This is a genomic window from Streptomyces sp. NPDC085944 (genome assembly GCF_040686295.1).
Classification (GTDB): Bacteria; Actinomycetota; Actinomycetes; order Streptomycetales; family Streptomycetaceae; genus Streptomyces; species Streptomyces salinarius.
On sequence record NZ_JBFBJX010000006.1, the window covers coordinates 305,351 to 331,961 of the forward strand.

The 26,611-nt window shown below is 72.7% G+C and carries 19 protein-coding genes and 1 pseudogene; 13 read left to right on the top strand and 7 right to left on the bottom strand.

Annotated features, from left to right (window positions below; genetic code table 11):
* The first annotated feature begins 63 nt into the window (after positions 1–63).
* Together AB0P07_RS14580 and AB0P07_RS14585 are read left to right on the top strand one after the other, a co-directional pair.
* A complete protein-coding gene (locus AB0P07_RS14580; protein ID WP_365549925.1) occupies positions 64–2,325 on the top strand; it encodes an ATP-dependent RecD-like DNA helicase in 2,262 nt (753 codons plus the stop codon).
* 236 nt (positions 2,326–2,561) lie between these two features.
* Positions 2,562–3,851 carry a citrate synthase gene (locus tag AB0P07_RS14585; protein ID WP_365549928.1) on the top strand — a complete coding sequence of 430 codons (1,290 nt, stop codon included), beginning with the start codon at positions 2,562–2,564 and terminating at the stop codon, positions 3,849–3,851.
* Between the two features lie 695 nt (positions 3,852–4,546).
* Here AB0P07_RS14585 and AB0P07_RS14590 read toward each other — a convergent pair.
* Positions 4,547–6,850, bottom strand: a complete 2,304-nt coding sequence (locus AB0P07_RS14590; RefSeq protein WP_365549931.1) for a heavy metal translocating P-type ATPase — start codon at positions 6,848–6,850, stop codon at positions 4,547–4,549.
* A gap of 36 nt (positions 6,851–6,886) precedes the next feature.
* Positions 6,887–7,129 carry a heavy-metal-associated domain-containing protein gene (locus tag AB0P07_RS14595; RefSeq protein ID WP_134652931.1) on the bottom strand — a complete coding sequence of 81 codons (243 nt, stop codon included), beginning with the start codon at positions 7,127–7,129 and terminating at the stop codon, positions 6,887–6,889.
* 200 nt (positions 7,130–7,329) lie between these two features.
* Here AB0P07_RS14595 and AB0P07_RS14600 point away from each other — a divergent pair, with 200 nt between their 5' ends.
* The gene (locus tag AB0P07_RS14600; RefSeq protein WP_365549934.1) at positions 7,330–8,379 is read left to right on the top strand and encodes a zinc-dependent alcohol dehydrogenase family protein; all 1,050 of its coding nucleotides are present in this window, start codon (positions 7,330–7,332) and stop codon (positions 8,377–8,379) included.
* A gap of 117 nt (positions 8,380–8,496) precedes the next feature.
* On the opposite strand, the gene AB0P07_RS14605 is transcribed toward AB0P07_RS14600, so the two are convergent.
* Both AB0P07_RS14605 and AB0P07_RS14610 read right to left on the bottom strand, forming a co-directional pair.
* Positions 8,497–9,120, bottom strand: coding sequence for a GNAT family protein (locus AB0P07_RS14605; RefSeq protein WP_365549937.1), 624 nt, complete (start codon positions 9,118–9,120; stop codon positions 8,497–8,499).
* Between the two features lie 78 nt (positions 9,121–9,198).
* Positions 9,199–9,390, bottom strand: a complete 192-nt coding sequence (locus AB0P07_RS14610) for a MerR family transcriptional regulator (RefSeq protein WP_061444657.1) — start codon at positions 9,388–9,390, stop codon at positions 9,199–9,201.
* A 582-nt stretch (positions 9,391–9,972) separates the two neighbouring features.
* On the opposite strand from AB0P07_RS14610, the pseudogene AB0P07_RS14615 reads away from it, so the two are divergent.
* Positions 9,973–10,182, top strand: a pseudogene (locus AB0P07_RS14615) (hypothetical protein); the annotation flags it as partial.
* Between the two features lie 14 nt (positions 10,183–10,196).
* Entirely contained in the window at positions 10,197–11,699 is a 1,503-nt protein-coding gene (gene mmsA / locus AB0P07_RS14620; protein ID WP_365549941.1) for a CoA-acylating methylmalonate-semialdehyde dehydrogenase, read from the top strand.
* A gap of 118 nt (positions 11,700–11,817) precedes the next feature.
* Here the strand turns inward: mmsA and AB0P07_RS14625 are convergent, their stop codons facing one another.
* The gene (locus AB0P07_RS14625; protein WP_365549944.1) at positions 11,818–12,675 is read right to left on the bottom strand and encodes a hypothetical protein; all 858 of its coding nucleotides are present in this window, start codon (positions 12,673–12,675) and stop codon (positions 11,818–11,820) included.
* Between the two features lie 341 nt (positions 12,676–13,016).
* On the opposite strand from AB0P07_RS14625, the gene AB0P07_RS14630 reads away from it, so the two are divergent.
* The 5 genes from AB0P07_RS14630 (at position 13,017) to AB0P07_RS14650 (ending at position 22,293) form a co-directional block, all read left to right on the top strand.
* A complete protein-coding gene (locus AB0P07_RS14630; protein WP_365549946.1) occupies positions 13,017–14,438 on the top strand; it encodes an APC family permease in 1,422 nt (473 codons plus the stop codon).
* Positions 14,439–14,947: 509 nt separating this feature from the next.
* On the top strand, positions 14,948–17,599 hold the full coding sequence (locus AB0P07_RS14635; RefSeq protein WP_365549949.1) for a CocE/NonD family hydrolase: 2,652 nt from the start codon (positions 14,948–14,950) through the stop codon (positions 17,597–17,599).
* Positions 17,596–18,495: an ABC transporter permease gene (locus AB0P07_RS14640; protein WP_365549952.1), complete on the top strand. Its 900-nt coding sequence runs from the start codon at positions 17,596–17,598 to the stop codon at positions 18,493–18,495. Before AB0P07_RS14635 ends, AB0P07_RS14640 begins: the two co-directional genes overlap by 4 nt.
* 147 nt (positions 18,496–18,642) lie before the next feature.
* Complete coding sequence (locus tag AB0P07_RS14645; RefSeq protein ID WP_365549954.1) at positions 18,643–20,235, top strand: von Willebrand factor type A domain-containing protein; 1,593 nt, start codon at positions 18,643–18,645, stop codon at positions 20,233–20,235.
* A gap of 129 nt (positions 20,236–20,364) precedes the next feature.
* A complete protein-coding gene (locus tag AB0P07_RS14650) occupies positions 20,365–22,293 on the top strand; it encodes an AMP-dependent synthetase/ligase (RefSeq protein ID WP_365549957.1) in 1,929 nt (642 codons plus the stop codon).
* 90 nt (positions 22,294–22,383) lie between these two features.
* Here the strand turns inward: AB0P07_RS14650 and rdlB are convergent, their stop codons facing one another.
* Positions 22,384–22,776, bottom strand: coding sequence for a rodlin RdlB (rdlB, locus tag AB0P07_RS14655; protein ID WP_007388551.1), 393 nt, complete (start codon positions 22,774–22,776; stop codon positions 22,384–22,386).
* Between the two features lie 263 nt (positions 22,777–23,039).
* Here rdlB and rdlA point away from each other — a divergent pair, with 263 nt between their 5' ends.
* From rdlA to chpA, 3 genes are all read left to right on the top strand, one after another.
* Complete coding sequence (gene rdlA / locus AB0P07_RS14660; protein WP_365549960.1) at positions 23,040–23,435, top strand: rodlin RdlA; 396 nt, start codon at positions 23,040–23,042, stop codon at positions 23,433–23,435.
* A 287-nt stretch (positions 23,436–23,722) separates the two neighbouring features.
* Positions 23,723–23,950, top strand: a complete 228-nt coding sequence (chpD, locus tag AB0P07_RS14665; protein ID WP_102929832.1) for a chaplin ChpD — start codon at positions 23,723–23,725, stop codon at positions 23,948–23,950.
* Positions 23,951–24,110: 160 nt separating this feature from the next.
* The gene (gene chpA / locus AB0P07_RS14670) at positions 24,111–24,899 is read left to right on the top strand and encodes an LAXTG-anchored chaplin ChpA (RefSeq protein ID WP_365549963.1); all 789 of its coding nucleotides are present in this window, start codon (positions 24,111–24,113) and stop codon (positions 24,897–24,899) included.
* Between the two features lie 234 nt (positions 24,900–25,133).
* Here chpA and AB0P07_RS14675 read toward each other — a convergent pair whose 3' ends face one another.
* Positions 25,134–26,465: an ATP-grasp domain-containing protein gene (locus tag AB0P07_RS14675; RefSeq protein WP_365549966.1), complete on the bottom strand. Its 1,332-nt coding sequence runs from the start codon at positions 26,463–26,465 to the stop codon at positions 25,134–25,136.
* Positions 26,466–26,611 lie beyond the last annotated feature (146 nt).

Below are 26,611 nucleotides of genomic sequence, written 5' to 3' on the forward strand. Positions count from 1 at the left end.
CCCAGAGTACTGAGAAGGCGACTCTCCGACCGCCCTGTCAGTCCCCACCGGTACCGTCGACCCATGCCCACCCAGCCCCCCGCGGCCCCCGGCGAGCGGCGGCTCGCCACGCTCGAAGGCGTCCTGGAGCGGATCACGTACGCCAACGAGGAGAACGGCTACACGGTCGCCCGCGTCGACACCGGCAGAGGCGCCGGCGATCTGCTCACCGTCGTCGGCGCGCTGCTCGGCGCGCAGGTGGGGGAGTCGCTGCGGATGGAGGGGCGCTGGGGGTCGCACCCGCAGTACGGCAAGCAGTTCCACGTCGAGAACTACACGACGCTGCTGCCCGCCACCGTGCAGGGCATCCGGCGTTATCTGGGGTCCGGGCTCGTCAAGGGGATCGGGCCGATCTTCGCCGACCGGATCACGCAGCACTTCGGGCTGGACACCCTCACCATCATCGAGGAGGAGCCCAAGCGACTCATCGAGGTGCCCGGACTCGGGCCCAAGCGGACCAAGAAGATCGCCGACGCCTGGGAGGAGCAGAAGGCGATCAAGGAGGTCATGCTCTTCCTCCAGACCGTCGAGGTGTCCACGTCGATCGCCGTGCGGATCTACAAGAAGTACGGGGACGCCTCGATCTCCGTCGTGAAGAACCAGCCCTACCGCCTCGCCGCCGACGTCTGGGGCATCGGGTTCCTCACCGCCGACAAGATCGCCCAGTCCGTCGGGATCCCGCACGACAGCCCGGAGCGGGTCAAGGCCGGGCTGCAGTACGCGCTGTCGCAGGCCACCGACCAGGGGCACTGCTACCTCCCCGAGGAGAGGCTGATCGCCGACGCGGTGAAGCTGCTCCAGGTGGACACCGGGCTCGTCATCGAGTGCCTGGGCGAGCTGGCCGCCGAGCCGGAGGACCCGGACGAGGACCCCGGGGTCGTGCGGGAGAAGGTGCCGCACCCGGAGGGGGGCGAGCCGATCACCGCCGTCTATCTCGTGCCCTTTCACCGGGCCGAGCTGGCCCTGGCCGGGCAGTTGCGCCGTCTCCTCCACACCGGCGACGACCGGATGCCCGGTTTCCAGGACGTGGCCTGGGACAAGGCGCTCGGGTGGCTGAAGGGGCGCACGGGCGCCGACCTCGCGCCCGAGCAGGAGGCCGCCGTCAAGCTCGCGCTGAGCGAGAAGGTCGCCGTCCTCACCGGCGGGCCCGGCTGCGGCAAGTCCTTCACCGTGCGGTCGATCGTCGAGCTGGCGCGGGCCAAGAAGGCCAAGGTCGTGCTCGCCGCGCCCACCGGACGGGCCGCCAAGCGGCTCGCCGAGCTGACCGGCGCCGAGGCGTCCACCGTGCACCGGCTGCTGGAGCTGAAGCCCGGCGGCGACGCGGCCTACGACCGGGAGCGGCCGCTCGACGCCGACCTGGTGGTGGTGGACGAGGCGTCGATGCTGGACCTGCTCCTCGCCAACAAGCTCGCCAAGGCCGTGCCGCCGGGCGCCCACCTGCTGCTCGTCGGGGACGTCGACCAGTTGCCCAGCGTCGGGGCCGGGGAGGTGCTCCGGGACCTGCTGGCGCCCGGCAGTCCCGTGCCCGCCGTCCGGCTCACCCGGGTCTTCCGCCAGGCGCAGCAGTCCGGCGTGGTCACCAACGCGCACCGGATCAACGCCGGGCAGCATCCCGTCACCGACGGGATGAAGGACTTCTTCCTCTTCGTCGAGGACGACACGGAGGAGGCCGGGCGGCTCACCGTGGATGTCGCCGCGCGGCGCATCCCCGCGAAGTTCGGGCTCGATCCGCGCCGGGACGTGCAGGTGCTGGCGCCCATGCACCGGGGACCCGCCGGTGCCGGGACGCTGAACGGGCTGCTCCAGCAGGCCGTCACCCCGGGGCGCCCGGACCTGCCGGAGAAGCGGTTCGGCGGCCGGGTCTTCCGGGTCGGCGACAAGGTCACCCAGATCCGCAACAATTACGAGAAGGGCGAGAACGGCGTCTTCAACGGCACCGTCGGCGTCGTCACCTCGCTCGACCCGGTGGACCAGCGCCTCACCGTGCTGACGGACGAGGACGAGGAGGTGCCGTACGACTTCGACGAACTCGATGAACTGGCGCACGCCTACGCGGTGACCATCCACCGGTCCCAGGGGAGCGAGTACCCGGCGGTGGTGATCCCCGTGACGACCGGCGCCTGGATGATGCTTCAGCGCAACCTGCTGTACACGGCGGTCACCCGGGCGAAGACGCTGGTCGTGCTCGTCGGATCGCGCAAGGCGATCGGGCAGGCGGTGCGGACGGTGTCGGCCGGACGGCGCTGCACGGCGCTCGACTTCCGGCTGGCGGGCCCCCGGCCCTGAAGCCTTCCCGTAAGCCTCCCGGCCCGTGTGAAAAAAATGATCGATCAAACGAGTCGGAAAGGTCACACAGCACTTCCGAATGGGCCCCGCAGGGGGCAGGATGAGCAAGTTGGCGGCACTGAGTGCCGCCAATAGGCCCGATGGCGACCCCGAGTGCACTCTCCTCAGTCAAGTGGGGGATGGTAGAGACAGTCAGGGCACCTCGAAGATGAGGCACTACGTCGGTGAGGGAAGACGTGAGCGACAACTCTGTAGTACTGCGGTACGGCGATGGCGAGTACACCTACCCGGTGATCGACAGCACCGTCGGCGACAAGGGCTTCGACATCGGGAAGCTCCGCGCCCAGACGGGGCTGGTGACGCTGGACAGCGGTTACGGCAACACCGCCGCCTACAAATCCGCCATTACCTATCTGGACGGCGAAGCCGGCATCCTGCGGTACCGCGGCTACCCGATCGAGCAGCTGGCCGAGCGCTCCTCCTTCGTCGAGGTCGCCTACCTGCTGATCAACGGTGAGCTGCCGACCGTCGACGAGCTGTCCGCGTTCAAGGACGAGATCACGCAGCACACCCTGCTGCACGAGGACGTCAAGAACTTCTACAAGGGCTTCCCGCGCGACGCCCATCCGATGGCCATGCTGTCGTCGGTCGTCTCCGCGCTGTCGACCTTCTACCAGGACAGCCACAACCCGTTCGACGAGCGTCAGCGCAACCTCTCCACGATCCGGCTGCTCGCGAAGCTTCCGACGATCGCGGCCTACGCGTACAAGAAGTCGATCGGCCACCCGTTCGTCTACCCGCGCAACGACCTCGGCTACGTCGAGAACTTCCTGCGCATGACGTTCTCGGTCCCGGCGCAGGAGTACGTGCCGGACCCGACGGTCGTCGCGGCCCTCGACAAGCTGCTGATCCTGCACGCGGACCACGAGCAGAACTGCTCGACCTCCACCGTCCGCCTGGTCGGCTCCTCGCAGGCGAACATGTTCGCCTCGATCTCCGCCGGCATCAACGCCCTGTGGGGCCCGCTGCACGGCGGCGCCAACCAGTCGGTGCTGGAGATGCTCGAAGGCATCCGCGACGCGGGCGGCGACGTCGACTCCTTCATCCGCAAGGTGAAGAACAAGGAGGACGGCGTCCGCCTGATGGGCTTCGGCCACCGGGTCTACAAGAACTTCGACCCGCGCGCCAAGATCATCAAGGCCGCCGCGCACGACGTGCTGTCCGCGCTCGGCAAGTCCGACGAGCTGCTGGACATCGCCCTCAAGCTGGAGGAGCACGCGCTCTCCGACGACTACTTCGTCTCGCGCAGCCTCTACCCGAACGTCGACTTCTACACCGGCCTCATCTACCGGGCCATGGGCTTCCCGACCGAGATGTTCACGGTCCTGTTCGCCCTCGGCCGGCTGCCGGGCTGGATCGCCCAGTGGCACGAGATGATCAAGGAGCCGGGTTCCCGCATCGGCCGCCCGCGCCAGATCTACACGGGCGTCGTCGAGCGCGACTTCGTTCCCGTCGAGGCGCGCTGACATCTGCCGGTGGCGGTGCGGGCGCGGTGCGTGCCGGTGCCGGTGCCGTGCGCCCAAGAGTTCGTCGCTGAGGGGTGCGGGCGGCTGCGGGGCAGTCTTGTGGCTGGTCGCGCCCGCGTGGCGGCAGCCGCATATCCGCACAGTCCCGAGCCCCTTTGGGGCGTTGCCCAAACGTAAGAAAGAAGGCGCCCTGGCGCCGGTCCCCCCACGGGCCGACGAACCAGGGCGCCTTCCCATGTCCCGGTGCGGATTCCCCCCACGGGATCCGGCCGGGCGTCTGTGAGGACAGCGCCTGAATCGCTGTTGTCGTACTCGTCGTGCTTGTCTGCTCGTCGTGCGGTCTGCCGGGACAGCGCACGCCCGGGAGGGCCGCTCAAAGCTTCCCGGTGTACGTGTCCCGGCAACGCAGCTCTGGGAAAGTCCCCCAAGACATCCCCAGATGCCAGGTGGCGCCCCCCCAAGACGCTGCCTGACATCGCCAACTTAGACCCTCGAACCCCTTCGATGGTTACGTTCGCATCACTGTGATCTGCGTCTCTTGCATATGTCCCTTACGTGCGCAAGAGCCCCGTACGTCGTGCGGAGCCCAAGCGTAAGGAAGATGCGCGAGCCTTGTGAAGAGCTTATGTGAGGTGGGTGCCGGACTCCAGAGGCTCAGCCCCACGACCTGCGTGAAATGCGGACCAGTGCGCGGGTCAGCGAAAGGCGCGCAGGCGGAGGCTGTTGGTGACGACGAAGACCGACGAGAAGGCCATTGCCGCGCCCGCGATCATCGGGTTCAGCAGTCCGGCGGCGGCCAGCGGCAGCGCGGCCACGTTGTAGCCGAAGGCCCACACGAGATTGCCCTTGATGGTGGACAGGGTGCGCCGGGACAGCCGGATCGCGTCCGCCGCCACCCTGAGGTCCCCGCGCACCAGCGTCAGGTCGCCCGCCTCGATCGCCGCGTCCGTCCCCGTGCCCATCGCCAGACCCAGATCGGCGACGGCGAGTGCGGCCGCGTCGTTGACGCCGTCGCCGACCATGGCGACCGTACGGCCCTCGGACCGCAGCCGCTCCACCACCGCGACCTTCTCCTCGGGCAGCACCTCGGCGATCACCTCGTCGATGCCGACGGCGGCCGCGACCGACTCGGCCACCCGTCGGTTGTCGCCGGTCAGCAGGACGGGCGTCAGGCCCAGCCGGCGCAGCCCGGCCACCGCCTCGGCGCTGGTCTCCTTGATCGCGTCGGCCACGGCGACGACCCCGCGCGCCTCGCCGTCCCAGCCGACGACGACGGCCGTACGGCCCCGCCGCTCGGCCTCGTCCACGGCCTGGGACACCTCGGGCGGGAGGACGTCGTACAGGCGCCCCACGGCCACCTCACGGCCCGCCACGCGGGCCCGTACGCCCCGCCCGGGGACGTTCTCGAATCCCTCGACGCCCGGCAGCGTGCCGAACCGCTCCTCGGCGCCGGCCGCGATCGCACGGGCCACGGGGTGCTCGGAGGCGTGCTCCACGGCCCCGGCGAGCCGCAGCAGCTCCTCCTCGTCGGTGCCGTCGGCGGCGTCCACCTCGTGCAGGGTCATGCGGCCGGTGGTGACGGTGCCGGTCTTGTCCAGGACGACGGTGTCGACGCGGCGCGTGGACTCCAGCACCTCCGGGCCCTTGATGAGGATGCCGAGCTGGGCTCCCCGGCCGGTGCCGACCAGCAACGCGGTCGGCGTGGCCAGCCCCAGCGCGCAGGGGCAGGCGATGATCAGTACGGCGACGGCCGCGGTGAACGCGGCGACCGTGTCACCGGTGGTCCCCAGCCAGCCGCCGAAGGTGGCGACCGCGATCAGCAGGACGACCGGGACGAAGATCCCCGAGATCCGGTCGGCGAGCCGCTGCACCTCGGCCTTGCCGCTCTGCGCGTCCTCCACCAGCTTCGCCATCCGCGCCAGCTGGGTGTCCGCGCCGACCCGGGTCGCCTCGACGACCAGCCGGCCCCCGGCGTTCACCGTGGCCCCGGTGACGGCGTCGCCCGCCGTCACGTCCACCGGCACGGATTCGCCGGTCAGCAGGGACGCGTCCACCGCCGAGGCGCCCTCGGTCACCGTGCCGTCGGTGGCGATCTTCTCGCCGGGCCGTACGACGAACCGGTCGCCCACGGCCAGCCGGGAGACCGGTATCCGCACCTCGCGGCCCTCGCGCAGGACCGCGACGTCCTTGGCGCCCAGCTCCATCAGGGCGCGCAGCGCGGCGCCGGCGCGGCGCTTGGAGCGGGCCTCCAGCCAGCGGCCGAGGAGGAGGAAGGCGGTGACTCCCGCGGCGGCCTCCAGATAGATGGCGGAGGCGCCGTCGGTGCGGGAGACGGTGAGGTCGAAGCCGTGCCGCATGCCCGGCATGCCCGCGTCCCCGAAGAACAGCGCCCACAACGACCAGCCGAACGCCGCCAGTGTGCCGAGCGAGACCAGCGTGTCCATGGTGGCCGCGCCGTGCCGGAGATTGGTCCAGGTGGCACGGTGGAAGGGCAGCCCGCCCCAGACCACGACGGGCGCGGCCAGGGTGAGCGAGAGCCACTGCCAGTTGTCGAACTGGAGTGCCGGGACCATCGCCAGCAGCACCACGGGCGCGGCGAGGAGGACGGAGACCAGCAGACGCTGACGCAGCGCCGACAGCTCCGGGTCGTCGTCGCCGTCCCCGGTGCCGCTCTCCCCGGTGTCCACCTCGTCGGCGGACGGCTCCGCGGGCGGCGCCGGTTCCTCGGCCGTGTACCCGGTCTTCACGACGGTGGCGACCAGGTCGGCGACCTCGGTGCCCGCCGGGTAACTGACGCGGGCCTTCTCCGTCGCGTAGTTCACCGTGGCGGTGACACCGTCCATGCGGTTGAGCTTCTTCTCGACGCGGGCCGCGCAGGAGGCACAGGTCATCCCGCCGATCAGCAGCTCGACCTCCGCGAGGCCGGGACCGGAATCGGTTCCGGGGGCGGGATCGGTCGCCGTCGGGGCGGTGCGGGTGTCCGCGGTGGTGCTGGTCATGGTCCGGACTCCAGGACGGGGGTGGGTGCGCCGGGATCAGACCCGGCCGACGAGCTCGAAGCCCGCCTCGTCCACGGCGGCGCGCACGGCCGCGTCGTCGAGGGGGGCCTCGGAGACGACGGTGACCTCGCCGGTGGAGGCCACGGCCTGCACGGAGCCGACGCCCGCGATCTCTGAGATCTCGCCGGAAACGGCGCCCTCGCAGTGGCCGCAGCTCATTCCGCTCACCTTGTAGACGGTGGTGACGGAGTCCTGGGCGGTGTCGGTCTGGGCGGTCATGTCGTTACTCCTCGTGGAGGGGGCGTGCGCGGGCGGGTACCCGCGGGTCCGGGCTGGACCACTTCACCTCCCACTGTACCCCTAGGGGGTATGGCTTCGGATGAGCCTGCCGTGAGATGAGGGGCGAGGGGGCGAAAACCCCGCCACGACGGCCGGGGTACGCCACGACCGTCACGACAGTACGGAAGTGAGGGTGACGGATGCGCGCGGTCGTGTTCGAGCGCTTCGGGGAGCCGGCCGAGGTGTGCGAGGTCGCCGACCCCGCGCCCGCGCCGCACGGCGTGGTGGTGCGGGTCGAGGCCACCGGGCTGTGCCGCAGCGACTGGCACGGCTGGCAGGGCCACGACCCGGGCATCACACTGCCGCACGTGCCCGGTCACGAACTCGCCGGCGTCGTCGAGGCGGCCGGCGACCGGGTGACCGGGTGGCGGCCCGGTGACCGGGTGACCGTGCCCTTCGTCTGCGCCTGCGGGAGCTGCGCGGCGTGCGCGGCGGGGGACCAGCAGGTGTGCGAGCGCCAGACCCAGCCGGGCTTCACCCACTGGGGTTCCTTCGCCGAGTACGTGGCGCTCGACCGCGCCGACGTCAACCTCGTCGCCGTGCCCGACGGCATGTCGTACGCCACGGCTGCCTCGCTCGGCTGCCGGTTCGCCACCGCCTTCCGGGCCGTCGTGCAACAGGGGCGCGTCGCGGCGGGCGAGTGGGTCGCGGTGCACGGCTGCGGGGGCGTCGGGCTGTCCGCCGTGATGATCGCGGCGGCGGCGGGTGCGCGCGTGGTCGCCGTGGACGTGTCGGCCCGCGCGCTGGAGCTGGCGCGCACCTTCGGCGCGGTGGAGTGCGTGGACGCCTCCGGGACGCCGGACACGGCGGCGGCCGTCCGCGACCTCACCGGCGGCGGCGCCCACCTCTCGCTGGACGCCCTCGGCTCGCCCGTCACCTGCGCCGCGTCCGTGGCCGGCCTGCGTCGCCGCGGCCGGCACGTCCAGGTCGGGCTGCTGCCCTCGGCGGACGGCACCACCCCGGTGCCGATGGCCCGCGCGGTCGCCCTGGAGCTGGAGCTGCTGGGCAGCCACGGGATGGCCGCGCACACCTACCCGCCGCTGCTGGAGCTGGTCCGCGCCGGAGTGCTCCGGCCCGACCTGCTGGTGACGTCCACCATCGGCCTCGACGCGGTCCCGGCGGCCCTCGCGGCGATGGGGACGGCGCCCGGCGCCGGGGTGACGGTCATCGAGCCCCTGCTGCCGAGATGACGCTCATCGGGCCGCTGCGGCCGTGCGGCGGTCGTCGGGCCCGTGTCGCCGCGGTGGCGGTCGTCGGGCCGCTGCGGCCGTGCGGCGGTCGTCGGGCCCGTGTCGCCGCGGTGACGGTCATCGGGCCGTGACGGCCGCCCCGGGGTGGCCGGGGCGGGATTCGTCGTGCCGTCGGGGGACATCGGGGTGCCCGCGGTGCACGGCCCACTCGTGGTCGAGGACGGCCATCAGGACCTCGTCCACCCACACCCCGTCCCGCTGCTCCACCTCGCGCCGCACGCCCTCGCGCACGAAGCCGGCCTTCTCGTAGACCCGCAGCGCCCGCCGGTTGTGGGCGTAGGCGTCCAGCTGGACGCGGTGCAGGCCGAGGCCCTCGAAGGCGTGGCCGACGATCAGCCGGGTCGCCTCGGTGCCGACGCCGCGACCGCGCCCCCGGGGGCCGAGCAGAGTGCGGAAGGTGCAGCTGCGGTCCTCGGGCACCCAGTCGTGGAGCACGACCTCGCCGAGCAGTTCCCCGTCGGCGGGGTCGGTGACCGCGAGGTCGAGGCGGTCGGGCTGGGCGCTGCGGGTGCCGTACCAGTCGCGCAGCACCTCGGGGGTGAGCTCGCGTGGCGGTGCGCCGGTGAAGTGCGCGACCTCGGGATCGTTGACGATCTCCCACATGCGCTCGGCGTCCGCCTCGGTGAACGGCCGCAGCACGGTCCGGTCACCGGTCAGTACGGGTTTGACGGAGAAGTCCATGGCCCGAACTGTGCCCCACGCGACCGCGGGGCACCGAACGGTTTTCCGACAGCGCTTGTTGCGTTCGGACCGCGCCCCCTACTTGTTCCGGTTGCGCGGGCGGGACGCCACCCAGGCCCGGACCGTGTCCGCGTACCAGTACGGTTTTCCTCCCTCCACGTGGTCGGGCGGGGGCAGCAGCCCGTGCTTGCGGTACGACCGCACGGTGTCCGGCTGGACGTGGATGTGGGCCGCGATGTCCTTGTAGGACCAGAGCCTTCGGTCGGTCACTCGCTGCACCTCCCTGCGCGCGCCGCGGCGGCGACCGGGGACGGCCGCCGGGGGGAGCCGGGCGCTGCGCCGGCGATCACCAAGCCTGTTCCGGGTGAACGACGTCGAGTGCGGGGCGGTCGGGGGCCGTACCGGGGTGTGACGCAAGTCCCGCGGACGCGTGACATGTGTGACCCGGAGGGTGCTTTTGTGACACGAGTGCCACACAGGCGTACGCCGTCGGTCGGGCGCGGCGCGTTGACCGCGGCGGTCGGAGGTGTTCCGTTTCCGCGTCCCCCGACGGTCTGTCGACCCTCACTTGGGACACGTCGTCCGAATGTCCGGACAAAACATTGACAGGCCGCACGCGCGGGGCTAGAAACCGGGGTGACGCAAGGGCGCGGGCAAGGAGGGAACGCGATGGCGCACGACCCGACGGCACACGGCCGGGGCGCCGGTTCCCCCACCGAACGCCTCCGGCGCGGGAAGGCGGCCTCGCCCTGGCAGGAGCGAGGCACGAGCGCCAACTCCCCGCTCGCACCGGCTCCGCGCCGGAGGTTCCCGCGTCGCGCCCGGGCGGGGGGCGGCCACACTGCCCCACGTGTCTACGCGGACCGCCAAACCGCAGACACAGTGTCGGGCGCGCCCACGGTGCCCGGCTGCTGGGATGGAGTCATGGCCGAGACCGCGACCCGACCGTCGCGGGTCCCGGCCCGCGAACAGCAGCACGAGCACCGCGTACGGCACGCGCTGTACGAGCGGCACGCGCTGTACCAACGGCACGTCTCGACCCGTCGCCGCCGCCATCTGTGAAGGAGTTCTCGGTCATGACGAACATCGTCAACCACTGGATCGGCGGCAAGACCGCCGAAGGCGCCTCGGGCACGTACGGGCCGGTGACCGACCCGGCGACCGGTGAGGTCACCACCAAGGTCGCCTTCGCCTCCGTCGACGAGGTGGACGCCGCGGTCGCCGCCGCCAAGGAGGCGTACCTGACCTGGGGTCAGTCCTCCCTCGCCCAGCGGACCTCGATCCTCTTCCGGTTCCGCGCCCTGCTGGACGCGCACCGCGACGAGATCGCCGAGCTGATCACCGCCGAGCACGGCAAGGTGCACTCCGACGCGCTCGGCGAGGTCGCGCGCGGCCTGGAGATCGTGGACCTGGCCTGCGGCATCACCGTCCAGCTCAAGGGCGAGCTGTCGACGGAGGTCGCCACCCGCGTCGACGTGTCATCGATCCGGCAGCCGCTCGGTGTCGTCGCGGGCATCACGCCGTTCAACTTCCCGGCGATGGTGCCGCTGTGGATGTTCCCGATCGCCATCGCCTGCGGCAACACCTTCGTGCTCAAGCCGAGCGAGAAGGACCCGTCGGCCGCCGTGAAGCTCGGTGAGCTGCTCTCCGAGGCGGGTCTGCCGGACGGCGTGTTCAACGTCGTGCACGGCGACAAGGTGGCCGTCGACCGCCTCCTGGAGCACCCGGACGTCCAGGCGGTCTCCTTCGTCGGCTCGACGCCCATCGCCCGCTACATCCACACCACCGCCTCCGCGAACGGCAAGCGCGTACAGGCGCTCGGCGGTGCCAAGAACCACATGCTGGTGCTGCCCGACGCCGACCTCGACGCGGCCGCCGACGCGGCGGTCAGCGCGGCCTACGGCTCGGCCGGCGAGCGCTGCATGGCCATCTCCGCGGTCGTCGCGGTCGGCGCCGTCGGCGACACGCTGGTCGAGAAGATCCGCGAGCGCGCCGAGAAGATCAAGATCGGCCCGGGCACCGACCCGTCCTCCGAGATGGGCCCGCTCATCACCAAGGCGCACCGCGACAAGGTCGCCTCCTACGTCGAGGGCGCCGCGGCCGAGGGCTGCGAGGTCGTCCTGGACGGCACCGGGTACACCGTCGAGGGGCACGAGGACGGCCACTGGATCGGCCTCTGCCTGCTGGACCGGGTGCCGACCACCGCCAAGGCGTACCAGGACGAGATCTTCGGCCCCGTCCTGTGCGTGCTGCGCGCGGAGACGTACGAGGAGGGCGTGGCCCTCATCAACGCCTCGCCGTTCGGCAACGGAACCGCGATCTTCACCCGGGACGGCGGCGCGGCCCGCCGCTTCCAGCTGGAGATCGAGGCCGGCATGGTCGGCGTGAACGTGCCGATCCCGGTCCCCGTCGGCTACCACTCCTTCGGCGGCTGGAAGGACTCGCTCTTCGGCGACCACCACGTCTACGGCAACGACGGCACGCACTTCTACACCCGCGGCAAGGTCGTCACCACCCGCTGGCCGGACCCGGCCGACGCCCCCGCGGGCGTGGACCTGGGCTTCCCGCGCAACCACTGAGGCCGCGCACGACTGAGGTCGGGCACGACCGAGGCCGGGCAACCGCCAGGGTCGTGCAGACGCCCCCGGCCCGCCGAGCGACACGGCGGGCCGGGGGCGCCGGCGCGTCACCGGCGGGTCACTGGCCGATCGCCGTGTCCCGCTGCTCCCTGACCTGCCCGCTGAGGTCGCCGGTCTCGGCAGCGGGCGGAGCCGTGATCTCCTTGGTGGCCCCGAACTTCACGAAGTCCATCTTCACGGTCATCCCGGCGCCGGTCTGCGTGATCCGTACCGGCAGGTCCTTGCCGTCGACCCAGATGTCGCAGGTCATCTTCCCGCCGTTCGCCTCCAGGGCGGCGACGGCGGCCTTCTTCTCGGCCTCGGTGAGCTTTGACTTCTCGAGGTGCTCTGCGCCGACGCTGCCCCGGTAGTGGGTGGTCTTCCTGCCGAGGACCGTCTCCTTGCCGAGATCCTCCACCGCGGTGGAGGCCGTCATGTAGCGCAGCGTCGCCGTCGGGTCGGCGGTGGCCGCCATGTTGTCGGCGGCCGCCTCGCCCGCCACGGCGGCGACGTCGACGCGCATCCATTCCTTGCCCGCGAGGGGGCCGTTCGGCTGGGGGTCGACGTCGTAGTAGTAGGCGCCGTCGACCATGATGACCCGTGTCGTGGGGTCGTCCTGGAGGGCGCTCATCTGCGCGGCGGCGGTGTCCATCTGGACGTCCATGGCCGCGCCGTCGCCCCAGGAGTAGGTGCCGTCCATGGAGATCGGTCCGCCGCCGGTCGCCTCGAACTCGGTCGTGGTCGTGATCTCGGCGGAGCCCAGCTCCTCGGTCCGGTCGGTGGCCCGGGTGAGGGCCGCCATGATCGTGTCCGCCTTGTCCACGGCCTTGTCGGCCGTCTCGGCCGCCGTCTTCGCGCCCTCCGAGCCGCACGCGGTGGCCGTGATCATCGCGGCCGCCGTGAGCCCCACCCAGGCCGCGGTGTACTTGAGCTTCATGAGTCCCCACCCCTTGCTGCGTTCCTGTGATTCATCTGTGCCGCGGACTGTACCGGGGGCCACCGACATGTCCGTATGCCGGACGTCGGCAGTCTTTCCGCCCTCCACGTTGCGGTTCCCGTAGCCGCAAGAAGCGGAATGGGACTGCCTCTTCTGCTGTTTCGGCGATCAAGAAGGCCCTTTGGCTGCGGATTTCGTAGGGAAACAACCATTGACGTGCTGGTTTTCGTCGGTGTTCCATGCAGCGCCGGGAGCGGACGAAAACACGTACGACCGAAGCCGCCGGAGGCGATAGCGCTCCCGTCCGAACCACCACCGCACGAGTCGATCGGAACCGCTCCATGACCGACACGCTCCGCCCCGTCGAGACCGCCGCCGCGCCCGCGGGCGTTCCGGCACCTCCGGAGCCGAGGACCCTCAAGCGCTCCATCGGGGTCGTCGGCGGCACGCTCCTGACGCTCTCGTGCGTGACCCCCGCCTCCACGCTGTTCGTGGTCGTTCCCGACCTCTTCGGCTCGCTCGGCACCGCCACCGCGCTCACCATCGCCATCGGCTCCCTGCTCTGCGTCGCCGTGGCGTTCTGCTACTCGGAGCTGGGCACCCTCGTCCCCAGCGCGGGCGGCGAGTACGCCATGGTGTCCACGATGACCGGTCGCCTCGCGGGCTGGCTGGTCTTCGTGCTGTCCCTGCTGGTCGTCATGATCGTGCCGCCGGTGATCGCGATGGGCACGGCCGACTACCTCGAACCGGTCCTCCATCTCGACCCGTCCCTGGCGGGCGCAGGCGTCATGCTGCTCGCCACCCTCGCCGGGCTGCTCGACCTGCGCGCCAACGCCTGGATCACCGGCGTCTTCCTGGTCCTGGAGGTGATCGCGGCGGCGGTCGTCGCGGTGCTGGGCTTCGCCCACGCCGAGCGCGGCCCCGGCAGCCTCCTGTCGATGGAGGTGGGCGGCGCCCACGGCGGCACGGACCCCGTGACGGCCATGCTGGTCGTCTCCGGGCTCGCCATCGCCCTCTTCGTCACCCAGGGCTTCTCCACCGCCGTCTACCTCTCCGAGGAACTGGAGAACCCGCGCCGCAACGTCGCCCGCACCGTCCTCGCCACCCTCGCCATCTCCACCGTGATCATCCTGGTCCCGGTCGCCGCCATCACCCTCGGCGCGTCCGACCTCGGCGAGCTGACCGGCGGCGACATCGGCGCCATGGTCGCCGCCTGGTCCAACTCCGCCGTCGGCACCTTCGTCAGCCTCTGCGTGGCCCTCGCCATCGTCAACGCCGGCATCGTCATGGTCATCCAGAACTCGCGCGTCCTGTTCGCCTCCGCCCGCGACAAGGCCTGGCCCGCCCCGGTCAACGGACTCTTCGCCAGGCTCGGCCGGTTCGGCTCCCCGTGGGTGGCCACCCTCGCCGTCGGAGTGCCCGGCGCCGCGCTGTGCTACGTCGACCTGGACACGCTGTACGGCGTCACCGGCGTCTCCGTCACCGCGATGTACCTGCTGGTCGCCGTCGCCGCCCTCGGGGCCCGGCGCGGCGCCCACCGGCACGCGCGCGCGTGGCGCATGCCCCTGTGGCCGGCGATGCCGGTGCTGCTGATCGCGGTCCTCGCCTACATCCTGACCCAGCAGGAGGCGAGCCACCTGCTGTGGACCGGCGGCATCGCGGCCGTCGCCACCCTCTACTGGGCCCTGTACCTGCGCCCGCGCCGCGACACGCGCTGGCTGGTGACGGTCCCGCCGGACGTCCGCGAGCCCGCCGGACCCTGACCGGCCCACCGGAGGGCGACGGCCGGCCGCCGGGCCATCAGGGCCGCCGGATCGCGAGGGCCGCCGGATCGCGAGGGCCGCCGGGCCATACCGGCCGCCGGGCCATGACGGTCGCCGGGCCATGACGGTCGCCGGGCGGGGACGGATGCCGGGCCGGGAGCGCCCGCCGGGCGTGACGGCTCGTCGGCCTTGACCGACCAGCGGTCGTGACAACTCGTCGGCTGTGTCTGCCCACAAGGCCGTGACAACTCGCCGGACGTGACAGCCCACACGGCCGTGACGGCAGCCCGGCCCTCGCAGCCCGGCCCTCGCAGCCCGGCCCCCGCAGCCCGGCCCCCGCAGCCCCGGCTGCTCCCCGGACCCTGACCGGGGAGCAGCCGGGGCTGCCGGACCCCGCCCGGACTACCGCGCCCGTGGTACGCGCGGCCGGCCGCGTACTTCCGTGGGAGGGCCGCCGGTTCACCCCCGGGAGGGCGGTCGTTGTCGGCGCCGGCCCGTACCGTTGACGCATGGATCTTCGACTGCCCCGCGTGCGAGGGCTGCTACGGGGGCCGCGGCGGATGCTCTCCGCCGCGGCCGCCGTCGTCGTGCTCGCCGGAGCCGGGACGTGGACGGCCGTCGCCGGTGACGATCCGGCCCCGGTCCGGCGCGCCGACCGGGTCGTGGCGGTGGCCGACGGCGTCCGCCTGGACACCTCGTACTTCACGGCCGGCTCCGGCGGCCCCCGCCCGGCCGTCCTGCTCGCGCACGGCTTCGGCGGCAGCAAGGACGACGTACGGGAGCAGGCCGAGGACCTGGCCAGGGACGGGTACGCGGTGCTCACCTGGTCGGCGCGCGGTTTCGGCAAGTCCACCGGGAAGATCGGGCTGAACGCGCCGGACGGCGAGGTCGCCGACGTCTCCCGCCTGATCGACTGGCTCGCCCGGCAGCCCCAGGTCCGGCTCGACAAGGACGGCGACCCCCGCGTGGGCATCGCGGGCGGTTCCTACGGCGGCGCGGTGGCCCTGCTCGCGGCCGGGCACGACACCCGGGTGGACGCCGTCGCCCCGGCGATCACGTACTGGAACCTCGCGGACGCGCTGTTCCCGAACGGCGTGTTCAAGAAGCTGTGGGCGGGCATCTTCGTCAACTCCGGCGGCGGCTGCGACCGGTTCGAGGCCGACCTGTGCCGCATGTACCAGCGGGTCGCGGAGTCCGGCACGCCCGACGCCGAGGCCGTGAAACTCCTCGAGCGGCGCAGCCCGCAGGCGGTGGGCGAGCGGATCAAGGTGCCCACCCTGCTCGTGCAGGGCCAGACCGACTCCCTCTTCCCGCTCGGCCAGGCCGACGCCGCGGCGAAGGCGATCCGGGCCAACGGCGCCCCCGTGGACGTCGACTGGATCGCGGGCGGCCACGACGGCGGCGACCTGGAGACCGACCGCGTCCAGGCCCGCATCGACGACTGGTTCGACCGGTATCTCAAGGACGACGCGAGCGCCGGCACCGGCCCGGCCTTCCGCGTCACCCGCACCGGAGGCGTCGACTCCACCGACGGACAGGCCCAGTTGCGCGGCGCGAGCGCCGACCACTACCCGGGTCTGGCGAACGGACAGCGCTCCGTGCCCCTGCGCGGCCGCGAGCAGAGCGTCGACAACCCGGCCGGCGCCAACCCGCCCGCCGTCTCCGCCCTGCCCGGCATCGGCGGCGCCGGAGGGCTCTCCCGGCTCTCCTCGCTCGGCGTCGGCGTCTTTCTGGACTTCCCCGGCCAGTACGCCGCGTTCGAGTCCGCCCCGGTCGACGACGACCTGCGGATCACCGGCGCCCCGACGGCCACCCTCCACGTCCGCTCCACCACCGACCAGGCCGTCCTGTTCGCCAAGGTGTACGACGTCGGCCCCGGCGGCACGGCGCCCGTGCTCCCCTCCCAACTGGTCACCCCCGTCCGCGTCGAGGACGCCCGGGCGGGCAGGGACGTGACGGTCACCCTCCCGGCGATCGACCACGAGGTGGAGAAGGGACACCGCCTCCGTCTGGTCCTCGCCTCCACCGACCTCGGCTACGCCTCTCCGGCCGCCCCGGCGACGTACACCGTCTCCCTCGACGGCGACCTGAAGGTGCCGACCGCGCCCGACGTGACGACCGCCGCCGCCCCGCTGCCCGCCTGGGTGTGGTGGCTGCCCCTGGCCGGTGCCGCCGTCGCCCTGGCCCTGCTGTGGACCGGCCGCCGCCGCACCGCCGCGCCCGCACCCGACCCGGCGCTCGACGACGTACCCCTGCGGATCACCGGCCTGAGCAAGCGCTACGCCGGGTCCGCCGAGCGGTACGCGGTGCGGGAGCTGTCCTTCCGCGTGGAGAAGGGGCAGGTGCTCGGCCTGCTCGGACCCAACGGCGCCGGCAAGACCACCACGCTGCGGATGCTGATGGGCCTGATCAAGCCGGACGACGGCGAGATCAGGGTCTTCGGCCACGCCATCAGGCCCGGCGCCCCGGTGCTGTCCCGGGTCGGCGCCTTCGTCGAGGGCGCCGGCTTCCTGCCGCACCTGTCCGGCCGGGAGAACCTGGAGCTGTACTGGCGGGCGACCGGCCGCCCGCCCGAGGACGCCCACCTGGACGAGGCCCTGGAGATCGCCGGGCTCGGCGACGCGCTCGCCCGCGCGGTGCGCACCTACTCCCAGGGCATGCGCCAGCGGCTCGCCATCGCCCAGGCCATGCTCGGCCTGCCCGACCTCCTCATCCTCGACGAGCCGACCAACGGCCTCGACCCGCCCCAGATCCGCGAGATGCGCGAGGTGATGATCCGTTACGCGGCTGCCGGGCGCACCGTGATCGTCTCCAGCCATCTGCTGGCCGAGGTCGAGCAGTCCTGCACCCACCTCGTGGTCATGGACCGGGGCCGGCTGGTCCAGGCCGGCCCGGTCGCCGAGATCGTCGGCTCCGGCGACACCCTCCTGGTCGGCACCGGCCTGCCCGTGGACGAACCGCTCGTGGACAAGGTCGCCGCGCTGCCCGGCGTCGCCTCGGTCGTGCACACCGACGACGGGCTCCTGGTCCGCCTCGACCCCGGCGGCACCGCGCCCGGCCTGGTCGCCGAACTGGTGCGGCTGGAGATCCCCGTGGCGTCGGTCGGCCCGCACCGCCGCCTGGAGGACGCCTTCCTCACTCTGATCGGAGGTTCCGCATGAGCGCGCCCACCAAGCCGGCGACGACCGGGCCCGCGCCCGGACCGGCGTCGGCGTCCGACGCGGCGCACGGCTACCGGGCAAGCCGCACGCTGCCCCTGCGGGTGGAGCTGGCGCGCCAGCTCAAGCGGCGCCGGACCCTGGTCATGGGCGCGATCCTCGCCGTCCTGCCGTTCGTCCTCGTCGTCGCCTTCGCGATCGGCGGCGAGCCGGAGGGCCCCGGCGACCGCATCACCCTGATGGACACCGCGACGGCCTCCGGAGCCAACTTCGCCGCCGTCAACCTGTTCGTCTCGGCGGGCTTCCTGCTGGTCGTGCCGGTCGCGCTGTTCTGCGGGGACACCGTGGCCTCCGAGGCGAGCTGGTCCTCCCTGCGCTATCTGCTCGCCGCACCGGTGCCGCGTGCCCGGCTGCTCGCCTCCAAGCTGGCCGTCGGGCTCGGGCTGAGCCTGGCCGCGATGGTGCTGCTGCCCGTGGTGGCACTGGCCGTGGGCACGGTCGCCTACGGCTGGGGGCCGCTGGCCGTCCCCACGGGCGGCTCGCTCGCGCCGGGCACGGCCGCGCAGCGCCTGATGGTGGTCGTGGCGTACGTCTTCGTGTCCCAACTGGTCACCGCCGGGCTCGCCTTCTGGCTGTCGACCCGCACCGACGCACCGCTCGGCGCGGTCGGCGGCGCCGTCGGCCTCACCATCGTCGGCAACGTCCTGGACGCCGTGACCGCGCTGGGCCACTGGCGCGACTTCCTGCCCGCGCACTGGCAGTTCGCGTGGGCGGACGCCGTCCAGCCGAACCCGGAGTGGTCGGGCATGATCCAGGGCGCGGCGGTCTCCGTGACCTACGCGCTGGTGCTGTTCGCCCTGGCCTTCCGGGGTTTCGCCCGCAAGGACATCGTGTCCTAGGTCAACGGAGGATCACCCACCGGTCACGGCACGGCGCCCGCGTGCCCGCTTCGAGACCCAGCCGTAACACCCCGTGCCGCACGTTTCGCCCCGCCGCCCCGTCACAGTCACGTACACCGGCGCCGAACAAGCACAGGGGGACGGACGATGAACCGGTACGGGATCCACGGGAAGCGGGGGCGGCGCGGCACGACCGCACTGCTCGCGCTCACCCTGGCGGGTGGCGTGCTGCTCACCGGCTGCGGGGGAGGGGACGACTCCGCCAGTGGGGCGAAGGACACCACGGTCGACTCGCGGCGTCGCGGCTCGGCCCCGATGCCCGCCCCCGACCGCCCGCGCGGCGAGGGCGAACAGCGTTACGACGGGGACACGGCCACCGGAGGGACCGGCAAGAACGGGGACTCCCGGGAGATCGCGCCCGACCCCGACTATCTCTCCACCTTCGCCCTCGACGTCGACACCGCCTCCTACGGCTACGCCCGCCGCACCCTGGCCGAGGGCCGGCTGCCCGACCCGGCGACGGTCCGCCCCGAGGAGTTCGTCAACAGCTTCCGCCAGGACTACGAGCGGCCCGGCGGCGACGGCTTCTCGGTGACCGTGGACGGCGCCCGCACCGACGACGGGGACTGGTCGCTGGTCCGCGTCGGCCTGGCCACCCGTTCCGCCGAACGGCAGGGCGAACGCCCGCCGGCCGCCCTGACCTTCGTCATCGACATCTCCGGCTCCATGGGCGAACCCGGGCGCCTCGACCTCGCCCGGGAGGCCCTGGGCACCATGACCGACCGGCTGCGCGACGACGACTCCGTCGCGCTCGTCACCTTCAGCGCCGAGGCAGAGACCGTCCTGCCCATGACCCGGCTGGGCGACCACCGCGACCGCGTCCATGACGCCGTCGACAGCCTGGAGCCGACCGATTCCACCAACCTCGGCGCGGGCGTCGAGACCGGCTACGAGACCGCCGTCGAGGGCCGCCGCGGGGGCGTCACCAACCGCGTCGTCCTCGTCTCCGACGCCCTCGCCAACACCGGCGACACCGACGCGGACACCATCCTCGAACGCATCGCCACCGAGCGCCGCGAGCACAGCATCACCCTCTTCGGCGTCGGCGTCGGCAGCGACTACGGCGACGCCCTGATGGAACGCCTCGCCGACAAGGGCGACGGCCACACCGCGTACGTCTCGACGCCGGAGGACGCCCGCGAGGTGTTCTGCGAGCAGCTCCCGACCCACATCGAGCTGACGGCCCGCGACGCCAAGGCCCAGGTCGCCTTCGACCCGGAGACCGTCGCCGAGTTCCGCCTCGTCGGCTACGACAACCGCCGGGTCGCCGACGAGGACTTCCGCGACGACCGCGTCGACGGCGGCGAGGTCGGTCCCGGCCACACGGTCACCGCCCTCTACGCCGTCCGCACCAGGCCCGGCGCCGACGGCCACCTCGCCACGGCCACCGTCCGCTGGCTCGACCCCGACAGCCGGGACCCGCACGAGGAGTCCGGCGTCGTGGAGACCGACGCCCTCGACGGCTCGGTCTGGGAGGCCGGGCGCGGGCTGCGGGTGACGGCGACCGCCGCTTACTTCGCCGACGCGCTGCGCTCCTCGGAGGGCGACCGCAGCTCCCTGCCGGGCGCACCGGGCCTGGCCGAACTGTCCGAGCGGGCCGACGGCCTGGCGGACCGCACGGAGGACGAGGACGTGCGCGAGCTGGCCGAGGCCATCGAGGAGGCGGACCGGCTGACCTGACCCGACGGGGTGCGTCCGCCCATTGACGTTTCCTTACGCGTGAGTAAGTTTACTCCGAAGTAAGTTCGTGAGTGAGTGCGCAGGAGTTCACGCGACAGTGCAGCAGGCCGACCGCGACCGGGAGCCGTCATGGGCGTACGCAGGGACCTGAAACGGGCGAAGGGGCGCGGTGGTCCGGCGTCCCGCGCGCGGACCGAGACCGTCAGGGACGCGGGCGGCACCGTCCGCGAGGCCCGCACCGCTGCCCTCGCGCCCCCTCCCACCGAGGGCAGCACCGCCGACATCCCGTTCACCAACGCGGCCCAGGCCCCCGGCGCGGTGGTCCTGCGCCGCCAGGTGGACGGTGCCTGGCGGCCCGTCACCGCCGCGGAGTTCGCCCACGAGGTCACCGCCGTGGCCAAGGGCCTGATCGCCGCCGGCCTCGAACCCGGCGGCCGGGTCGCCGTCATGTCCCGCACCCGCTACGAGTGGACGGTCCTGGACTTCGCGATCTGGGCGGCCGGCGGCCAGACCGTCCCGGTCTACGCCACCTCCTCCGCCGACCAGGTCGAGTGGATCGTCCGCGACTCCGGCGCCCGGCACGTCGTCACCGAGACCGCCGCCAACACCGCCACCGTCCGGGCCGGCACGGACGACCGCCCCGAGCACCCGCGCGTCTGGGAACTCGACGCCGGCGCCCTCGCCGACCTCACGGCCCTCGGACTGGGCGTGAGCGACGAGGAGGTCACCAAGCGCCGCACCGCCCTCGCCCCGGACGCGGTCGCCACCGTCTGCTACACCTCCGGCACCACCGGCCGCCCCAAGGGCTGCGTCCTCACCCACGCCAACCTGCACGCCGAGGCCGCCAACACGGTCGAGCTGCTGCACCCGATCTTCAAGGAGGTCACCGGCCAGACCGCCTCGACCCTCCTCTTCCTGCCGCTCGCCCACATCCTGGGCCGCACCATCCAGATCGCCTGCCTGCTGGCCCGCATCGAGATCGGCCACTTCCCCAGCATCAAGCCCGACGAACTGCGTCCCGCGCTCAAGTCGTTCCGCCCGACCTTCCTGGTCGGCGTCCCGTACCTGTTCGAGAAGATCCACGACACCGGCCGGGCGACCGCGGAGAAGATCGGCCGCGGTGCCTCCTTCGAACGCGCCCACCGCCTCGCCGTCCGCTTCGGCGGAGCGCACCTGGAACGCTTCCTGGGCCGCGGCAGGGGCCCCACCCTCGGCCTGTGGGCCGGCTGGGCCCTGTACGACCTGCTGGTCTACCGCCGGGTGCGGGCGGAGCTGGGCGGCCGGATGCGGTACGCCATCAGCGGCGGTTCCCCGCTGGAGCGAGACCTCAACCTGTTCTTCTACGCCGCCGGGATCATGGTCTACGAGGGCTACGGTCTGACCGAGACCACGGCCGCCGCCACCATCGTCCCGCCGCTCGGCCCCCGCCCCGGCACGGTCGGCCCGCCGGTCCCCGGCACCGCCGTGCGCATCGCGGACGACGGCGAGGTGCTGGTCAAGGGCGGCATCGTCTTCGGCGCCTACCGGGGCAACCCGGAGGCCACCGAGGCGGCCCTCACCGACGGCTGGTTCGCCACCGGCGACCTCGGCTCCCTCGACGCCGACGGCTACCTCACCATCACCGGCCGCAACAAGGACCTGCTGGTCACCTCCGGCGGCAAGAACGTCTCCCCGGCCGTCCTGGAGGACCGCCTGCGCAGCCGCCCGCCCGTCGCCCAGTGCCTGGTCGTCGGCGACAACCGCCCCTTCGTCGCCGCGCTGATCACCCTCGACCCGGAGGCCGTCGCCCACTGGCTGGCGGTGCGGGGGCTGCCCGCCGACACCCCGCCCTCCGAGCTGGTGCGGGACGAGAGGATGCGCGCCGACGTCCAGAAGGCCGTCGACCACGCCAACGCGGCCGTCTCCCGGGCCGAGTCGATCCGCGCCTTCCGGCTGGTCGAGGGCGAGTTCACCGAGGAGAACGGGCTGCTCACCCCGTCCCTGAAGGTGAAGCGGCACGCGGCGGTCGAGGCGTACGCCGACGACATCGAGGCGCTGTACGCGACGCCGGGACGCTGACCCGCACCCGGGCGCCGCGGGCATGCGAAAGGGGCGGGCCGCCGCTGTGCGCGACGTCCCGCCCCGGGCCGCTGTCGGCGCCCGCCGTGCTCAGTCCTCGCCGTTGGCGGAGAGGATCGAGACGTCCTCCAGGAGGTGGGCCAGCGCACCGTCGCGCTTGGCCTGCGTGGAGTTCTCCGCGCACTGCTGGTTCATGTCGTCGCCCAGGACGTTGAGGTCCTGGATCGGCACGAGACCGATGACGCTGACCGGGATGTCGCTGACCGCGATGCAGGGCTTGTTGAAGGAGCCCTGGATGAGCGCCATCTGCGGGCTCATGTTGCCCGTGGTCATCGAGTTGCCGAAGTACTGCGAAGCGCCGTTCCCGTTGGCGGCGACGGGCCCACTGTCGTCGCCGATCGCCATCGCCTGCGGGGCCGCGGCAGCGGAGGCGCCCATGACGGAGGCGGCGATCGCCGCGTAGGCAACTACCTTCTTGATCACTGGCCAGTCCTTTCTGAGGAAACCCCGTCCACCGGAGCGCTCTGGTCAACTCCGTGAGTCCGTCCGGGTTTCTCTCGTTCACTCCGACGGCGGACAGCGGGAAGTGTGTACGGAGTCGCGTTCCGCCCCGGTGATTCCGGCGTTTCCCGGGTCTTTCTCGAGATCCCGTGGGGGCCAACCGGGTGAACGCCCGCAACCAATCATGGCGCACCAGGTTGATGAGGCCGTAGGACAGTGCGTCGCTACGACGAAAGGAACGCGAAGTGCTCAAGAAGGCAATGGTCGCCGCGGCGGCTGCCGCTTCTGTGATCGGCATGTCGGCTGCCGCCGCTCCCCAGGCCCTGGCCATCGGGGATGACAACGGGCCGGCCGTGGCCAACGGCAACGGGGCCGAGTCGGCGTTCGGCAACTCGGCCACCAAGGGCGACATGAGCCCCCAGCTGTCGCTGGTCGAGGGCACGCTGAACAAGCCGTGCGTCGGCCTCGAGGACATCAACGTCGCGGTCATCAACCTCGTGCCGGTTCAGGACATCAACGTCCTGGCGGACGACCTGAACCAGCAGTGCGCGGACAACTCCACGCAGGCCAAGCGGGACGGCGCCCTGTCGCACGTCCTGGAGGACCTGTCGGTCCTGTCGGCGAACGGCGAGGGCCGCTGAGCCCAGCCCGGCCCGGTACGGGCGGCCCGCTGACTTCCGCGTGGGCCGCCCGTCCGTGAACGGGACGGGATCTCGCCGGAGAGTGGATCGACGTCGTCGCTCTCTTGGGGGAACGGCCGGACCGAGTCGTGGGGCATCCGAGTGAATTACGGGGTGTCCCACGTTCGGATGTTTCTTCGTCCGTCAATTCCTCGTGTGCAGGCTGCAGGTCATGGTGCGAGCCGTCAATGCTGTGCTCGCGCGGTTTCGGCCGTCATTCAGGCATGACCGCAGAGAAGGGAATGTTCATGAAGAAGAGCGCTGCTGTCGTCGCGGGCGCGATCATGGCCCTCGGCATGGCCGCCCCGGCCTTCGCCGACGGACACGCCGAGGGGGCCGCCGTCGGCTCCCCGGGCGTCCTGTCCGGCAACGTCGTCCAGATCCCGGTGAACGTCGACGCCAACGTGTGCGGCAACACCATCAACGTCGTTGGTCTGCTGAACCCCGCGTTCGGCAATGTGTGCGTGAACGACTGACGCAGTTCCGCACCGACCGGCTGCGTCACGGCCGGCCTTGGCCAACTCGTTTGGTTCGGGCCGGCCTTCCGCCTTTCCGCAGCCCGTCAGGCCGGATCGCTCCGCATCGTTCTCCGACGATCTCTCATCTCTCATCTCTCCAAGCAGGAAGACAACCAGAGTGCGACAGACCCTGAGCAGGGGGATGGTCGCGGCTGCCGCCGCGACGGGCATCCTTTCCCTGTGCGGCAGCCCCGCCCTTGCCGACTCGCATGCGGACGGAGCCGCCACGAACTCGCCGGGCGCCGTGTCCGGCAACGCCCTCCAGGCGCCCATCGACGTGCCGGTCAACGCCTGCGGCAACACGATCGACGTGATCGCCGCGCTGAACCCCGCCTTCGGCAACGAGTGCGAGAACGCCTCGGAGGAGCAGACCGACGCCCACGGCGACGGCAGCGGGTACGGCGAGGACACGTCGTCCTCGTCCTCGTCGTCGACCGGGTCCTCCGGCGGGTCCCACGCGGACGGCGTGACCGAGGGCTCTCCGGGCGTGGGCTCCGGCAACAGCACGCAGATCCCGGTCGACGTGCCGGTCAACCTCTGCGGCAACACCGTCGACGTGATCGCCGCGCTGAACCCGGCCTTCGGCAACGAGTGCGAGAACGCCTCGGAGGAGGAGCCCCCCGGCTACGGCGAGGAGGAGCCGCCGCCCCCGACCACGCCTCCCGGCTACGGCGAGGAGGAGCCCCCGCCGCCCACCGACGAGGAGCACCCCCCGCCCCCCGAGGAGGAGCAGCCCCCGCCCTCCGGCGAGGAGGAGCACACCCCGCCGGCTCCTCAGACGGAGCAGCCGCCCGTCCTGGCCGAGACCGGCAGTGAGGGCACGCTGGGTGCCGCGGCCGCCGGTGCCGTGCTGATCGCGGGCGGAGCGATCCTGTACCGCCGGGGCCGGGCGGCCGCCGGCCGCTGACCCCGCCCCACGCGCCCCGACGCCCCCGACGGCCCCCGCACGGGCCGCCGGGGGCGTCGTCGTCCGCGCTGCGGGTGGCGGCCGGTCCGTTGTCCGTCCGGGCGGTCGGCGCGGGCGGGGCGGCGGGGCCGGCCGCCGACCGTGCCGCGGCCGGACCCATGCCCCCGGCGGCCTCGCACGGGCCACCGGGGCACCGGGGGTGCCGTCCGTGCCGTCCCCCGGTGTCCGGGCGGGTCAGTGGCTGCCCGCCCGGTCCGGGTCGGGGCGGTCCGCGTGGCCCTCCTCCGGGCGGCCGGAGGCGCCGGTACGGTCCGCGGCCGGGGCGGATGCCTGGCGCACGACGCGGGCCCGGGCCGGGGCCGCGGCGTCCGGGCGGATGTCGGCCCGGTGCACCCGGTCCCGCAGCCGGGCGCTCACGTGACGGCCCCACAGCGCCCACAGGGCCCGGCCCGGCGCCCGGTCGTCCCGGGCGTACCAGGCCAGCTCCCGGCCCCCGCGCCCCGCTCCGGCCGGACGCAGCGCACTCAGCGGCGCGTAGTTCTCCACCACGAACGCCCGCCCCGGCCGCGGCGCCCCCTGAGGCAGCGGCCGGTGGGTCAGATCCAGGTGCAGGGCCCGTACGACGTCCAGCCCCGCGGTGTCGGCGAAGAGCCGGAACTGGGCGCCGGGACGCGGGTTGAAGTCGAGCAGGTGATAGCGGCCGGTCGTGCCGCAGCGCCGGAAGTCGAGGTCGAGGACGCCCCGGTAACCCAGTTCGGCGACGACTCGTTCGGCGAGCGCCCGCACCTCGGGGTTCGGCGTCCAGCGGCCCACCGCCGTCAGACCCGCGCCGCGCGGCCTGGCCCGCGTCTTGCGGCCGGGGCCGCCCGCCCGGACCGTTCCCGTGCGGTCGGCGTAGCCGTGGAAGAACCAGTCCCGGTCGGGCCCCGGCGGCAGGAACGCCTGCAGCAGCAGCCGGCTCCCGGCCTCCTCGGCCCGCCCGTACAGCTCCCCGGCCTCCCGCGCCGAGCGCACCAGCACCGTGCTGCGCAGCGCGCCGCCCGGGGGCACCAGCCAGGGCCGGCTCCACTTCGCCACCACCGGCAGACCCAGCCGCCACGCCGCCCGCGCCGCCTCCGCCGCGCCGTCCGGGACGACGGTCTCGGGGTGCGGGACGTCCAGGGACGCGCACGCACCGGCCAGTTCCGCCTTGTCGGCCACGCGCTCCGCGAGCCCGTCCGGCTGGTCCGGCAGCAGGAACGAGTGCGCCAGCGCCGCCCGCGCCCGGCCCACGGCCACGGCACACGCGTCGTCCATCGGAATCAGTACGGCGGGGCGCGCGATCCGCGCGGCGACGCGGCGCAGGGTCACCGCGATCTCGGCGGGCGACGCGCCGGGCGGCGGCGGGGTGTGCAGCTCGCTCAGGTAACGGGAGGCGCGGACCGGGCTCCCGGCGCAGTCGGCGACCACGTGCACGTCCACCCCCGCGCGGCCGAGCGAGCGCACGGCACCCAGCGTTCCGTGGTGAAAGGGATTCCGGTCGGTCCGCAGCACTACGGCGGGGACCCGGGTGTCGAACAGCGACACGGGAGACATCCTTCGGATTCGGGCTTGTGCGAGCGAGTGCCGCCGGCGATTCACCGGTGCGGGCGACCGCCGCACTCGAACGCCGTAACGGCGGTGGCGTGATGGCATTTCATATGACTGAGTGTCAGTAACGGAGGCGTGATTCG

Coding starts and splice junctions, on each gene's coding strand:
- AB0P07_RS14605 (WP_365549937.1), bottom strand. CDS start 9,120: ATGGACTTCTCCGTCAAACCCGTACTGACCGGTGACCGGACCGTGCTG.
- AB0P07_RS14590 (WP_365549931.1), bottom strand. CDS start 6,850: ATGACCAGCACCACCGCGGACACCCGCACCGCCCCGACGGCGACCGAT.
- AB0P07_RS14635 (WP_365549949.1), top strand. CDS start 14,948: ATGGATCTTCGACTGCCCCGCGTGCGAGGGCTGCTACGGGGGCCGCGG.
- AB0P07_RS14580 (WP_365549925.1), top strand. CDS start 64: ATGCCCACCCAGCCCCCCGCGGCCCCCGGCGAGCGGCGGCTCGCCACG.
- AB0P07_RS14650 (WP_365549957.1), top strand. CDS start 20,365: ATGGGCGTACGCAGGGACCTGAAACGGGCGAAGGGGCGCGGTGGTCCG.
- AB0P07_RS14630 (WP_365549946.1), top strand. CDS start 13,017: ATGACCGACACGCTCCGCCCCGTCGAGACCGCCGCCGCGCCCGCGGGC.
- mmsA (WP_365549941.1), top strand. CDS start 10,197: ATGACGAACATCGTCAACCACTGGATCGGCGGCAAGACCGCCGAAGGC.
- AB0P07_RS14600 (WP_365549934.1), top strand. CDS start 7,330: ATGCGCGCGGTCGTGTTCGAGCGCTTCGGGGAGCCGGCCGAGGTGTGC.
- chpD (WP_102929832.1), top strand. CDS start 23,723: ATGAAGAAGAGCGCTGCTGTCGTCGCGGGCGCGATCATGGCCCTCGGC.
- AB0P07_RS14595 (WP_134652931.1), bottom strand. CDS start 7,129: ATGACCGCCCAGACCGACACCGCCCAGGACTCCGTCACCACCGTCTAC.
- AB0P07_RS14640 (WP_365549952.1), top strand. CDS start 17,596: ATGAGCGCGCCCACCAAGCCGGCGACGACCGGGCCCGCGCCCGGACCG.
- AB0P07_RS14625 (WP_365549944.1), bottom strand. CDS start 12,675: ATGAAGCTCAAGTACACCGCGGCCTGGGTGGGGCTCACGGCGGCCGCG.
- AB0P07_RS14645 (WP_365549954.1), top strand. CDS start 18,643: ATGAACCGGTACGGGATCCACGGGAAGCGGGGGCGGCGCGGCACGACC.